Source organism: Streptomyces sp. NPDC088915 (assembly GCF_044749825.1).
Lineage (GTDB): Bacteria > Actinomycetota > Actinomycetes > Streptomycetales > Streptomycetaceae > Streptomyces.
The window spans coordinates 71,510-84,514 of sequence record NZ_JBIVIR010000021.1 but is presented as its reverse complement, the minus strand read 5'-3'; the positions used below and the strand labels follow the sequence as shown (position 1 = coordinate 84,514).

General features: G+C 69.5%; 14 protein-coding genes. 8 read left to right on the top strand and 6 right to left on the bottom strand.

What is annotated here, in order from left to right:
• Positions 1–63: 63 nt before the first annotated feature.
• Positions 64–621, bottom strand: a complete 558-nt coding sequence (locus ACIP5O_RS31785; RefSeq protein WP_401299689.1) for a hypothetical protein — start codon at positions 619–621, stop codon at positions 64–66.
• Positions 622–1,076: 455 nt separating this feature from the next.
• Between ACIP5O_RS31785 and ACIP5O_RS31780 the strand changes: the two genes are divergently transcribed.
• From ACIP5O_RS31780 to ACIP5O_RS31765, 4 genes are all read left to right on the top strand, one after another.
• Positions 1,077–1,706, top strand: a complete 630-nt coding sequence (locus ACIP5O_RS31780) for a hypothetical protein (RefSeq protein WP_401299686.1) — start codon at positions 1,077–1,079, stop codon at positions 1,704–1,706.
• 27 nt (positions 1,707–1,733) lie between these two features.
• Positions 1,734–2,342 carry a hypothetical protein gene (locus ACIP5O_RS31775; protein ID WP_401299683.1) on the top strand — a complete coding sequence of 203 codons (609 nt, stop codon included), beginning with the start codon at positions 1,734–1,736 and terminating at the stop codon, positions 2,340–2,342.
• Between the two features lie 73 nt (positions 2,343–2,415).
• The gene (locus ACIP5O_RS31770; protein WP_401299680.1) at positions 2,416–3,465 is read left to right on the top strand and encodes a peptidoglycan-binding protein; all 1,050 of its coding nucleotides are present in this window, start codon (positions 2,416–2,418) and stop codon (positions 3,463–3,465) included.
• A gap of 94 nt (positions 3,466–3,559) precedes the next feature.
• Positions 3,560–3,997 (top strand): single-stranded DNA-binding protein, encoded by a 438-nt coding sequence (locus ACIP5O_RS31765; RefSeq protein ID WP_401299677.1) that lies wholly within the window; start codon positions 3,560–3,562, stop codon positions 3,995–3,997.
• A gap of 4 nt (positions 3,998–4,001) precedes the next feature.
• On the opposite strand, the gene ACIP5O_RS31760 is transcribed toward ACIP5O_RS31765, so the two are convergent.
• The 3 genes from ACIP5O_RS31760 to ACIP5O_RS31750 are packed head-to-tail and all read right to left on the bottom strand — an operon-like array spanning position 4,002 to position 6,617.
• Complete coding sequence (locus ACIP5O_RS31760) at positions 4,002–5,555, bottom strand: hypothetical protein (protein ID WP_401299674.1); 1,554 nt, start codon at positions 5,553–5,555, stop codon at positions 4,002–4,004.
• Positions 5,552–5,929, bottom strand: coding sequence for a hypothetical protein (locus tag ACIP5O_RS31755; RefSeq protein ID WP_401299672.1), 378 nt, complete (start codon positions 5,927–5,929; stop codon positions 5,552–5,554). The genes ACIP5O_RS31760 and ACIP5O_RS31755 overlap by 4 nt, the downstream gene beginning before the upstream one ends.
• On the bottom strand, positions 5,907–6,617 hold the full coding sequence (locus ACIP5O_RS31750; protein WP_401299669.1) for an RNA polymerase sigma factor: 711 nt from the start codon (positions 6,615–6,617) through the stop codon (positions 5,907–5,909). The genes ACIP5O_RS31755 and ACIP5O_RS31750 overlap by 23 nt, the downstream gene beginning before the upstream one ends.
• Before the next feature lie 392 nt (positions 6,618–7,009).
• Between ACIP5O_RS31750 and ACIP5O_RS31745 the strand changes: the two genes are divergently transcribed.
• The 3 genes from ACIP5O_RS31745 (at position 7,010) to ACIP5O_RS31735 (ending at position 10,905) form a co-directional block, all read left to right on the top strand.
• A complete protein-coding gene (locus ACIP5O_RS31745) occupies positions 7,010–7,210 on the top strand; it encodes a hypothetical protein (RefSeq protein ID WP_401299666.1) in 201 nt (66 codons plus the stop codon).
• A gap of 221 nt (positions 7,211–7,431) precedes the next feature.
• The gene (locus tag ACIP5O_RS31740; RefSeq protein WP_401299664.1) at positions 7,432–7,986 is read left to right on the top strand and encodes a hypothetical protein; all 555 of its coding nucleotides are present in this window, start codon (positions 7,432–7,434) and stop codon (positions 7,984–7,986) included.
• Between the two features lie 921 nt (positions 7,987–8,907).
• On the top strand, positions 8,908–10,905 hold the full coding sequence (locus ACIP5O_RS31735) for a hypothetical protein (RefSeq protein WP_401299661.1): 1,998 nt from the start codon (positions 8,908–8,910) through the stop codon (positions 10,903–10,905).
• 14 nt (positions 10,906–10,919) lie between these two features.
• On the opposite strand, the gene ACIP5O_RS31730 is transcribed toward ACIP5O_RS31735, so the two are convergent.
• Complete coding sequence (locus ACIP5O_RS31730; RefSeq protein ID WP_401299659.1) at positions 10,920–11,660, bottom strand: hypothetical protein; 741 nt, start codon at positions 11,658–11,660, stop codon at positions 10,920–10,922.
• A gap of 49 nt (positions 11,661–11,709) precedes the next feature.
• On the bottom strand, positions 11,710–12,228 hold the full coding sequence (locus ACIP5O_RS31725) for a hypothetical protein (RefSeq protein ID WP_401299657.1): 519 nt from the start codon (positions 12,226–12,228) through the stop codon (positions 11,710–11,712).
• A gap of 277 nt (positions 12,229–12,505) precedes the next feature.
• Here ACIP5O_RS31725 and ACIP5O_RS31720 point away from each other — a divergent pair, with 277 nt between their 5' ends.
• Entirely contained in the window at positions 12,506–12,973 is a 468-nt protein-coding gene (locus ACIP5O_RS31720; RefSeq protein WP_401299656.1) for a hypothetical protein, read from the top strand.
• The last annotated feature ends 32 nt before the right edge of the window (positions 12,974–13,005 follow it).

Below are 13,005 nucleotides of genomic sequence, written 5' to 3'. Positions count from 1 at the left end.
GGCCCCCGCGAACGGGGGCCGGGCCAAAGGGGCGAGAAGGTCAGGCGGCGGACGTGCGGCGGGTCACCGCTCGCGCTCCGGCCCGGAGGCGGTCTCCGGCTCCTGCTCGTCCGGGGAGAGCATCGGCAGTGCCTTGACGGCCCCGCCCAGGACCTCGGCCAGGATGCTGCTGACGTACTCGCGGCCGCCGTCGGTCCACGAGGGCTTGACGCTGATGAAGTCGCCGCCCGGCTTGTATCCGATGCCGGGCAGGATCTCGCCGGAGTCCTTGTCGTAGGCGACGCCGTTCTCGGCGTCCCACCGGGCCCTCCTGAGCACGCCCTTCTCGAACGCCTCGTTGGCGACGAAGCGGGCCTCACCCTTCTGGTCGGCGTACTCCACGAACTCGTCCTCGTTCTCCACGAAGAAGGACGGCTTCCTGCGGGACTCGGTGAAGGTGACAGCGAGCAGCCCGTCGATGGTCGCGCTCGTGCTGCGCAGACCCGGGGTGCCCTCGATGAACGCCGCGTTCGCTTCGATGTAGGGGTCGCAGAGGCCGGCGAAGTACTCCTTCACCGCGTAGGCGACCATCGCGGCGCGCGCGTGCTCTTCCGGCGTCTGCCCGGTGTTCTCGCTGCTCATGAAGCTGTGTGCCTTTCTGGAAAGCCGGTTCGCTCTTGCCGGCTGTGGGTGCGGATCGTGTCCCGGGTCGCCTGCACTGGTTATGGACGGAGTGGCACGCGATTTCGTTACACCAGACCCGGCGCAACTCCTCGCTCAGAATCGTTGCACAAGAAGAACTGTACACCAAGTTAGGCTAGGTGGGGGGATTGCCCCCGCGACATAAGCACTCCCCATCCTCTACGTTCCCCCGGCCTGCGAGAAGCCCGGCCGCGGAACGCGCACCCGCGAACGGGCCTCCAGGCCCGCCACGCCCCGTCCGGACACACAAAGGGGCGCGGTGGCACGGGGCAGGCGGCCCGGCCCGGCCATGACGGCACGTCCCGGTAGCGAGACGGGACGCCGCGGTTGAAGTCCGCGGGCTCGCTGGCCGGCCGCCCGCCCCCACCTCCGCCGGTGCGCCGAACGGAACCGCGATGACCCTCACCGCCCCCCGCTACATCACCTACGTCCCGCTCACCGACCTCCCCGTCGACCCAGCCAACCCCAAGGGCCACGAGGTCGAACGCGTCATCGCCTCCATCACCGACCACGGCTTCGTGGAGACCGTCGTCGCCGACGAGCGCACCGGGAAGCTCATCGCGGGACACGGCCGCCGCGAGGCCCTGATCGAGATGCACATACGCGGCCTCCCCCTGCCCGACGGTCTCCTCCTGGACGACGACGGCGGATGGCTCGTCCCCGTCACCCGCGGCTGGTCCTCCAAGGACGACCGCCACGCCCGCACCCTGCTCATCCTCCTCAACCGGCTCCCCGAAGCCGGTGGCTGGCTCCCCGGCCCGCTCGCCACCATCCTCGAAGACCTCGCCACCGCCGACCCCGACCTCCTCGACTCGCTGTGCTTCAGCGACGAGGAGATGGAGACCCTGCTCCGACAGGTCGACCCCGAGACCCTGCCCCAGGGCGCCGACGACCCCAACGCCCCCGGCGCCCACGGCCAGGACGACGACTTCGACGCCGGCGCCCTGGCCGACAGCGGCGACGACGAGCGCTCCGGCACCACGTGCTGCCCGGCATGCGGCCACCTGTTCTCGCCGGGACGTTAACGCGACGGCTGATCTACCTTCCGGCCCATGCCTCGACGCAAAGACCGCCGCCGTGCCAGGGCGCGCGCACAGCTCCTCACCACCGAGGTAGAGGCGCGGCTCATCGAGGCCACCCGCATGGGCCTGTCCATGGACCTGGCCGCAGTCAACGCCGGAATCTCCCGCTCGACGTTCCTGCGTTGGCGCCGCATCGGCCACAACGAACTCCTCGACCGCGAGAACGGCGCCGTACCCGACCCGGAGAACGACCAGCTCGTCGACTTCTTCCAGAAGATCGAGGCGGCCCGTGCCAACGCCGCCTTCCAGGCCGCCTTCGACATCCGCCGCTCCAGCCGCGGCGGCATCGTCACCAAGGAGACGATCCGGAAGTTCGACCCGCACACCGGCAAGGTCATCGAGGAGACCGTCATCGACAAGACGCCTCCGGACTGGCGGGCGGCCGCCTGGTACCTGGAGCGTCAGCACCGCCGCCAGTACGGCAAGGAAGACCACCTGGAGATCGAGCTGACCGGCGCCGCCGGAGGCCCGGTCGCCGTCCAGAACCAGGGCGCCGACGACCTCGCCACCCGCCTGTCCGAGACGCTGTTCGCCCTCCAGTACCCGGAGGAGGACCCGGACGGCGAAGCCGCCGCGTGAGCCCGCGACACAAACGGTCGACGCCCGTCACGGTGCTCCCTCCCTGCTCAACAGCGACGGAGGAAGTACCCCCATGAAGATCATCTCCCGCGCCACCTGGGGCGCGAAGCCTTGGAACGGCACCCCCGCCACGGTCGCACTCAGCGCCCGGACCGAGTTCTTCGTCCACTACGACGGCGGCACCCCGGTCTCCCGCACCGGCTTCGCGATCATGCGCGCCATCGAGGCCGAGCACCTGGGCAACGGGTGGAGCGGCATCGGCTACCACTTCGTCGTGGACCAGGCCGGCAACATCTACGAAGGCCGCGGGTGGGGGCTCCAGGGCGCCCACTGCCCGGACCACAACACCAGCGGCATCGGCGTGCAGATCGCCATCGGCGGCGACCAGCAGCCCAGCGCCGCCGCGCTCGCCGCGTGCCGCGCCCTGTACGAGGAGGCGTGCCGCAAGACCGGCCGTACCCTGGCCAAGCGCGGCCACCGCGACGGCTTCGCCACCGCCTGCCCCGGCCCCCGGCTCTACTCCTGGGTCCAGGCGGGTATGCCCGCGGGCCCCTACAAGCCGGCCCCGGACCCGGGCGGCTCCCTCCCGGGCGGCTCGAACCCCACCACCGCCCGCAACCAGGTCACCATCAACGGTCTGCCGTACGGCTACGGGGCCAAGGGGCAGCACGTGACCAAGGTCGGTCAGGCCCTGGTCAAGCGGGGCTTCGGCAAGCACTACACCAGCGGCCCGGGGCCGACCTGGACCGACGCCGACACCCTGAACTACAGCGCCTTCCAGCGGTCCCTCGGCCTCACGGGCAAGGCGGCCGACGGCGTACCCGGCGAGGACTCCCTCAAGAAGCTCCTCGGAGCCCTGCCCGGCAAGGTCACCGCCAAGCCGGCGCCGCCCTTCCCCGGCGCCTCGAACTTCGGGCCCGGCAAGTCCAACGGCCACATCACCGCGCTCGGCCAACAGCTCGTCAAGCGGGGCTTCGGCAAGCACTACACGAGCGGCCCTGGCCCGAAGTGGACCGACGCCGACCGGCAGAACACCCGGGATTTCCAACTCTCCCGCCCGGAGCTGCGCGGCGACGCGGACGGCGTCCCCGGCCCGCAGACCTGGAAGGCGCTCTTCTCCTGACCCGATCTGTGTCTATTAGACACAGATTCACCCCCACCGGGGCCGGCCCGCGCGAGCAGGCCGGCCCCTCCCGCACTCCTCCGAAAGGCCCCTCATGGCAGGCGAGACCGTCATCACCGTCGTCGGCAACCTGGTCGACGACCCCGAGCTGCGCTTCACCCCGTCCGGCGTGGCGGTCGCGAAGTTCCGCATCGCGTCCACCCCCCGCGCCTTCGACCGTCAGACCAACGAGTGGAAGGACGGCGACGCCCTCTTCCTCACCTGCTCGGCCTGGCGCCAAGCGGCCGAGAACATCGCCGAATCGCTCCAGCGCGGCATGCGCGTGATCACACAGGGCCGCCTCAGGCAGCGCTCCTACGAGGACAACCAGGGCGTCAAGCGGACGGTCTTCGAACTGGACGTCGACGCGGTGGGCCCGGACCTCTGCCGCGCGACCGCCAAGGTCACGAGGACGTCGGCGGCGCGCGCGGCGGGCCCCGCTCCCACCGGAGGAGCTGACCCATGGGCAGGGTCTCAGACCCCGCCCTTCTAACGCTCTACGCGGTGGGCAGTACCACCAGCTCGTCGTCCGCCGTCTCGCCCGACTCCGCCCCGGCGGGGGGAGAGACCGGTTCGGGATCGGGCACCGGTTCGGGATCGGGCACAGGTTCGGGTGCAGGGGCGCCGGTCGGCTCCACGACCTTGTCCGGTACCAGCTTCGCCTCCGACGCCCCACTGCCCGAGGCCCCGGGGGGTTCCACGAAACCGCCCTCCGGCTGGGGAGGGGGCGTCGGCGACGGGGTCGGGGGCGGTGTGGGAACCGGAGACGGAGTGGGAACCGGAGACGGAGTGGGCGCGGGTGTCGGGGTGGGCGTCGGAGCAGGCGTCGGTTCTACCGACGGTGTCGGTGCTGGAGGCTCGACGGTCGGCGTCGGTTCAGGAACGACGGTCGGCTCGGGGGCGGTCGTCTTGGACGTGTCCGGGAAGGTCTTCCCCCCCGGACGTTCGGTTTCACCCTGCGGGTCGGGAACGCTCGGCGGGTTCTCCGTGGAGTCGGGTTCGCCCGGAGCGTCCACCACGATCGCGACCGCGTCGTCCGGGCCGGCCTTCGCCTCCCCCGCGCCCGGCTCGGCGGTACCGAGGACGAGCTGAACCGCGCGCAGGAGCTGCGCGCTGTCACCCGACGCTTCGTCCACGCCGTTCGCGAACGTCTCCTCGGTCACGCCGAGGGTGCCGAACGCTAGTGCTGCAAGGGGGCCGGGGAGCGGGGCCCCCAACGCATGAGGGGCGATCTTGGTGTCGCCGTTCTTCTGCAGAGCAGCACGCCACTGGCCCAGCCGCTCGGGGTCGGTCCCCCAGAGCACGACCCTGTCGTGCCGCCAGACGTTGTCGTAGACCTCGCGATTGGCGTCCTCGGCCTCCCACGCCTTGGCCGAGACCTCGTCGGGGAAGACCCGGAAGCCGATCTTCTCGTCCTCGTAGGAGAAGGTGAAGGCTGTCGAAGTGCCGATGGACACCTCGGAGGTCATGATCTCGCCGTCGGCATCCACGCACTTCGCCTCGAACTGGCCGATCGGGTCGCACACGACCTGGCCGTCCTTGGCGATCTCCTTGAACGCGGGCAGCCCGTAGGTCGTGGCTGCCTCCTTGTCCTGCTGGCTCACCTGGGGGATGGCGGCGGCCTGTGTGCTTGCGCCGGCTCCGGGCGAGAGGAAGTGCGCGGCGGCCGCGCCGGCGAAGACGGCCGGGGCGGCGACGGCGAAGATCCGGGCCCACCGGGAGGCGCGAGGTCGGCGGTGTGCTCCGCCCTCCAGGGGGAGTTCGACGTCACCGGCCTCGGGGGCGGCCTCGACCCTGGGCAGGGAGGCGGTGTCGATGCCCAGGCGCTCGTTCATATCCCGGATGGACGGGCAGTGCTTCCGGATGAGTTGCTGCGCGCGGGGAACCGTGAGGCCGGGCACGGCCTTCCTCAGTTGCTCGACCGCAGAGCCGAAGGACTGGGCCGGCGAGACGAAGACGATCGTGACGCCGTCCTCGCCGGTGTACGAGATGCAGTCACCGCCGAGGTCTTCGCAGACGACTTCGAGCGACCCGGTGTCGCCAGGTATCACGTACGGTCCCGGGTTTCCTGTCCCAGCCGTTCGGCAACGCGGGCGGCGATCTTTTCGAGGCGGGCGTCGTCGACGGGTTCGATGTCGGCAACGCGCAGACGGCCGCGCTCCCCGGTCTGGGCGGTGCGCACGTGCACCACCGGCGTGGCCAGGTCCTCGGAGGCGGTGGTCCCCTCCACCGGGTTGGCGCGGCGTTCGACGCGCCGCATCATCGCGTCGAACGCGCGTGCGCGGCTGCTCTCGCTGATGGGACGGCGCGGCGCCAGGGCGGCGGCTAGCAGCGCCAGCTCCTCCGTCTCCTTGTCCGCAGCCGGTTCGCCAGACAGGCAGCGGTCCAGTTTCTCCGCTGCGCTATCCCGACGTCCCAGCCACATCGCTCTTCTCCTTCAGATCCACGCGTGATGTTCGTATTACACCGTCTTCCCCAGCATCGGGGGAAGCGGACAGGAAGTACAGCGCCGCCGTGCTGTCGGCCGGCAGGTGCTTCCGGAGAGCCTTGAGCGCGCGGTGCTGCAAGACTCGAATGTTACCCATCTCCTTCCCCATGACCTCCGCAGCCTGCGCTGCGGTCAGTCCTGCCATCAGCCGCAGACGCAGAACTTCGCGGTAGTCGGGCCGCAGTTTGTTGATCCGCTGGTTCAGGGCGCGGCCGAGCTCGCTCCACTCCACGACTTCCTCCGGGGTGAGGTCGTGACTGGGAAGGTCGACGCGCCAGGTCTCCGAGGGCTGTTCGTACCCGCGGTTGCGCATCGGACGGTAGTGGTCGCGGCACACGTTGTCGGCGACCCGGAACACCCAGGCCCAGATGCCGGCCCCGGTGTAGGTCTCGATCCGCTCGACGACGCGGGCGAAGGTGTCTTGGGCCAAGTCCTCTGCGGTGGCGGGGTCCTTGACCTTCGTCTCCATGTAGCGCACGACCGGGTCGTACATGTGCTGGAAGAGCGTGGCGAGGCCGTCGCTGTCCTCGGGGTTCCGCGCCGCGGCCAAGGCGACGGTATTGAGGTCCAGCCCGGAGTCGCAGTCGTACGACTGCTCGGCGCGCGGGCTGGGCGACTCAGGCATCGGCTCCACTCCAGATGTGGCTGTGACAGGAACTTCATCTTCCGTCAGCTCAGGAGGCATATGCCAGCAGCAATTAGTACGGGGAAACGAAAACGGGCGATCCGCGAGAGAAGAGGCAAAAGGATGCCATGAGCGGTTCATGACGATTGAGGGAGTCCGGATACCGGACGGTAAGGGGGCAAACCCCGCGTCGCCACTGACGACGGCCGGATGCGCAGTTACGAAACCGTTACAACCCCTGTAGAGCTGTCGGCCCGGTACGTCTACCTGCAATCGAGCCATTCATGCCGACGCGCCGGAGGTTTCTGTGACAGGCCTTCCTCGGTGTGCACTATCGTGTGCAGAACGTTCCGGGAAGAGCGACCCGGCGGATTCGAGAGGAGAGGCGCGCCATGAGCGACGCCCCGTGGAGGCGGCAACTGGACCTCCTTCCCTTCCAGGAGTGGCTGCCGGCCGCGGATGTGGCCGCGCGCACCGGCATCGCGCCGGAGGACACCAGTACCGTGCTGCGCTGCGCGCGCCGTCGAGGTTCCCTCCGTACGAGAGGCCAGGGCGCCGAGGTGCAGGTCATGCGGGTCCGGCGGGTGGCATGACTCACATTGATAACCGGCCCCAGGCCCCCTTGGCGCTGCCAGCGTCTTGTCTCGCGCGAAGGAGGGGCCGCGCTTGCGCGCGGGCGTCGAGGAAGAGGGGGCCTGGGGCCGGTTATCAAAGTCGCTTGATGCACCCTGCTCCTGAGAGCATTCAGGTCTTCCCGACCCTCCTGTGTCTCCCGCGCCCTCGCCCTGACCACCCCTGATCCCCTGGAATCGACGTGCCGCCCTCGTTCACCGCCTGGAGCAACGGCCGCCTGGCCCGCCTCAAGGCCGCCCGCGCGGTCGGCGACGACACCATGGCGGCCAAGCTCGGCGACGAACTGCGAGAGGCGTACCTCCGGCTCGGGAACCGGTCCACGGGCACTCCGGAGGAGCAGAACGGCTACCTCCTCGCCCGGTACACCCGTACGCCCGTCCCGGAACTCTGCGCGGTCGGCATCGACACCAACGCCTGGCCCATGCCCGTCCGGCAGGAATCCTCCGGCACCTTGGTCTCCGAAGCCGAAGCGTCACCCGAGACCTCTAAGCGCATCACCGACCTGTTCACCGCGGCCGGCCCGCTGCGAGCCCGCTTCGCTCGCGAGACCCGATCCCACTACAGCGTCGAGCACCGGCCCGAAGACCAGCAGGTCCATCAGGGCACTCCGCTGCCGTGGGCGATCGTCGACACGGCCACGGGCGTCGCCATCGCCTACCACCCTGACCAGGAACTCGCCGAGTACCAGGCCGATAGGGCGAGCGCGGCCTACGAGACGTGGCGTGGCCAGCCGTGATGAGCCGTCACGAACACTTGGGACGCGCAGCAGCCGGTACGCCCACAGGCGTGATCGGACAGTCTAGGCTGACCCCCGAGACCTCCGTGCTCGCTATCCACAGGGCGGCGACCGTCGGCCGGCTCGACAAGACCACACCGAGAAACCAGAAATGCCCCGCCGGGCCTGGCTGCGAAGAACAAGGCGGCGAAACCTTTAGCAGCGAGGCGCCTTGGCGGGGCGACTGGGAGACCAAGCTGGAGAACGAGGTCTCGATGAGCACCAATGTACCCGCCGCGGGGCGGGGATACGCAACGGAAAGGCCCACCGGGTGGCGCGTCGTGCGCCGGCGTCCGGTGGGCCGTGGTGCGTTCGTGCTCTGTGTCTCGGTGTTCCCCGCTGCCTGTTCGTCGCTCCCCCTTGGAGTGGTCATGACCTAGCTTCCCCGGCGGCCGCCGAGCACCGGACCCTCCTACAGGTCCACCGCCCTCGTGCCGCCCGAACCGCGGTCGTCGCGATCAGGCTCCTACACCTGAGCGCTGCCACGGCCCATTTCGCCGGACTCACCCGTCCGACGAGGAGATTCGATCTGTTGATCGAATCTCTGAATTTGCACCAGTCCCGCCATGGCGGGCTCTGTTGTGCCCGCACATGGTGGCCGAGCACGGAGCCATGATGCCGCATACCCGCGTGCGCTTCCAGCCCTCCCCGGCGGCGCGCCGTACAACAAGCCCGTCAGAAGGCGATAAATCGACCAGCCAGGGGGCACAGCTCACCCTCTTCGCGCTGTCGCATCCGTCTGCCCCGGAGGCCCGACCGCTCCCGCTGCAGAACCCGCGGGGTCTCGCCGGAGTGATGCTCGACCTGTCACCTCGCGCGGAGCTGCGCGCGGACACTCGCGATGAGCTCGGCCGCTGGCTGCACGAGTACAAAGGGGTCCCGTTGGACGGATTCGTCCCGAGCGGGCCGTACGCTCTGCCCCTCACCGACCCCCAGCACCGTTTCCGCTGGGTGGTGTTCGACCTCGACTCCAAGCACGGAGCAGTCGGCCTAGACCTCGCCAGACTGCTGCGGTACCTCAACGAGGCGGGCCTCGTCTGCGTCACGGTCTCCTCCGGCCCCACCGGCGGTCGACACGTATGGGTGGCCTCGTCAACGCCCCTATCGTCATCCCTCGTACGGCTGATCAACGAGGCCGCGAAGAGGACGCTCCCGACGCTCGACACCTCCGTGCTCAACAACGCCAGCACCGCCGCCGTCCGCCCGATCGGGGCGCCACACCGCGACGGCGGCCGCGCCACGCTGATGTCCCCGGAATCCGAGACCGAGGCCGCCCGGCTCCTCACGCCGGCGTCGTGCGGCAACTCCCGCGAGGCGTTCGAACGTCTGGCCGTCCTGCTCGGCGCCGACCCGCGCGAAGCCACCCCGGCGCCCCTGCCCCGTCGCTCCAGCATCGTCAACGACCGGCTCGGCCCCCGCCTCGCCGGCATCCCCGCCGCACTTCCGGACGTCGACACCGTGGCCGCCCTGCGCGCCGTCCCCGAAGATGCCAGCCGCGCCCTCGCAGCCATCCTCGTCCGGCTGGCCGTCCGCCGCTGGACCTGGCCCATGGTCCGCGCACTGCTCAAACAGCAGGAGTACCGCCGCGGAGCACTCCTGCACGCCTGCACCCGTCGCCGCGCCGGCTACCGCACCCACGTCTCCGAGGAGGCTGCCGAACGACGCCTCGCCCGGCAGTGGGCCCGCTGTGTCGAGTACGCCTCCCGGATGCCCTCGCTGGACGACGAGGACAACGTGGAGTGGTCCGAGCGCCTGGTCGACGTCGTCGCCCTGGTTGTCGCCCTCCAAGCGGCAGCCGACGCCGCTCCCGGCCGTTGGGCGATCGAGTCGGGCCCGGCCGACCGCGCGGCGCTCGACCTGCTGTGCCTGTACGCCCTCAAGGCCGGGACCCTCGTCCTCGCCCTCGACATCCGCCGCGCAGCTCTCGCCACCGGGCACGGCCGCTCCACGATGCACCGCGCCCTCGACCGCCTCGCCCTCGACGGCTTCCTCGCCCCTCAGGAGAACATCGGGCCTGCCGCGACGTGGCAACTCCTCCCCCTGGGAGAGGAACACCCGCTGTCCGAATCTCCCCAACTCCCCCTATGCGCCTGGGGTGGGACACAAGGACCCCGCCTATCAGCAACGGCGACCCGTACCTCCATGCTCTCCCGTCTCCAGGACCGCCTGGAGACGGTCCGAGCGGACGTCTTCGCCTACGGGCGGCTCGGTCACGGCCGTACACGGCGGCGAGGAGGACTCGGTCACCACACTGCCCGGGTACACCTCGCACTCACCGAGCACAGAACAGCACCCCTGACCGTGGCGGAACTGGCGATCCTCACCGGCTACGAAGGCCGTTGTATCCGGCGGAAGCTCCTACGGATGCAGGAGCTGATGGTGACGGCCCGAGCGTCCCTGGTCCCTCACCACGAATGCCCGGTCTGTGCCGCTTCCCCCGGGGATATGTGCCGGACGTCTGGCGGCACCCCACTGCCCAAGGGGCAGCGGCACGTCCAGCGGACAGAGCTGGCCATGGCCAGGGCGGGAGCAGGCTACTGGAGAGCCCGGGAGACCTCCTGCCTCGTCCTGGCCGCTCAAGCCCTTGGAGTTCACGGCACGACCAGTCGTCGAGCCCGGACCTACGCCGCCGAGATCGAGTTGTGGCACTGGTGGCAGGACGAAGAGGACTGGATGCGCAGTCGGAAGAAGGGCGTGCGCCAAGGACCCCGTACGCACGAGGACCAGGCCGAGCTCGTGCTGACGTCCCTGGGGCCGTGGAGGCAGCGGCGCCGCTACCCGCGGCACGACGTCGTGGACGTCGACGGCCGGCGCAGGCCGGGCCGGGCCGACCACAAAACGGCCTGGGCCCGTGTCCTGCGCCGGATGCCGATGATCTAGCCGTGGTCAGCGAGTCACTGACCACGCGGTGCTGGCTGAGCGGCCCGGACCGCCAGTAGCTCCGCGACGAGGTCGAGCACGGAGTCGCGGATCGCCGCCGCCTTGTCGCGCTGTTCTCCGACCGCTTCCAGAGGTTCAAGTCCGTACGGAGCGAAGATCAATCGAAGCCGAAACAGGTGCCCGGCGAGTGTCGGCCCATCCCCGGCGGTCACCAGACCGTCAAGGCAGGCCGATCCCAAAGCGCTGTCTGTGAGTTCGGGCCAAGCCGAGGAGATCGAGAGGACTCGTTGGGCGACGGTCCGGATGCGGTCCTCGTGAGTGCGGCACCATTCGTCAGCGTTTCGCTGACGTGCTCGCTCCTCGCGCTGCTTGCCGACGTACCGGTCGCCGTGGGTCTTCGAGCGCTCCAGACGGATAAGGCGCCCCTCGGCGGACTGCTTCCTCGCCAGCCCTAGGTGGTCGGCGATCTTCTGCCAGGAGGCCCCTCGTGCGCGAGCCGCGCGCAGAAGGTCGAGCTCCAATTGGTCGATGACTTCGCGGGCGACGGCGAGTTGGGTGAGGGCCGCGAGGACGTCCTCGGCGGGTACGGTCGGCGGCTTCTCACCGGAGGAGACCGGGTCCTCGAAGGTCGCCGCGCGAACTGCGTGCATGCTTCGGATGGGGTCCAGATGAGGCCAGCCGTTGGTGTACTTGGCGCGGAGCAGTTCTCCGGCCGCTTCGTGGAGCTGTTGCTGCTTGTAGGGATCGATCGCCATGGGGTCAGCATTTCACTGACGCGCCCCAAGGTCAGCATTCCGCTGACGTTCAGCCGGTTCGGTCGAGGCGGCGAACCGCGGCCCAGCTCTGGAAGCCGTCGGGCAGCTCGTGGGAACCGGAGTCGTCGGCGAGGCGCCTGGAGACTTCCAGGACTCTTACCCGTGCTGAAGCCGGCGGGGTGGCGTCTTCCTCGACCGCGACGAAGACGTGCTCGTCGTCCATCCAGAGCTGACACCACAGGGACGTACCCGCCGGTTGGCGGGTCGCGGCGACGCCCGCCAGTTCGGCGAGGCACAGCAGGGCACGCTGGCCGGTGACCGTCGCGTTCGGAGTGCTCGGCCCCCGGAAGAACAGCGTGCGCAGCAGCGTGCCGGCGGTGCGGTTGGCCTGGGCGGCGCTGTCGGTCCCGGCGGTGATGCTGAAGCGGCTGGAGCGGGCGGTGGGAAGACGGACCTCGCGGTCGGCGGTTGCGGGACCGGGCCGGAGCGCTACGCCGTAGGGGGCGGTCTCGTGGTTCCGGGGGGACGGTACGACTCTGGTCTCGCGGACGGAGGCCAGGACCTCCATGCGGGCAGCCGTAGGGCAATGAGCGCCGACGGGCGGTGCGCCCCAGGGCTCCTGCGTTTCGGTCACTTTCTGTCGTCCCCGCTGGTTGTGGATGGTCAGGCCGTAGCGATCACGGGGCACCGTGCCCTCGGATGTCCGCTAAACGATAGTTGACCGGTGCGGGGTGAAGCTAGGCATATGCCTGTGGCATAGTCAACTATTGTTTAGCCCCCTCCACGAGAGCACGTCATCCATGCCCCATGCCCGCAGACAGACCTCCGAGGACGAGAGAACGCCCGTGCCCGCACCGGGTGCCGACGCCTCGTTCGCCGACCGGCTCAACTACCTCTTCGACAAGCTTCGGCCGAGTCGCAAAGACGAAGATTACAGTCGGAAAGCGAACAAGCACGGCGAATTCTCCAACACCTACGTAGCCGAGGCCGCGTCCGCCCTCGGCCCGGTGGAGATCACCGCGGCGTACATCGGGCAGCTACGCAACGACGAGACGAAGAACCCGAGCGGCAAGGTCATCCAGACGCTGGCCAACTTCTTCGAGGTCAAGCCCGGCTACTTCCTCGACGACGAGGTCACTAGACGGATCGTGGGCCAGTTCGACCTGGTCAAGACACTTGACGAACTCGGTGTGAAGAACATCGCCCTCCGGGTTGCCGGTCTCTCCCCAATGAGCCAGGAAGCACTGCTCAAGATGATCCAGGCGGCCCGGCAGATGGAAGGTCTCCCTGCCGAACCGGACGAACTGACGTGAATACTGACTATCACGTTGAACAGGATCGAACG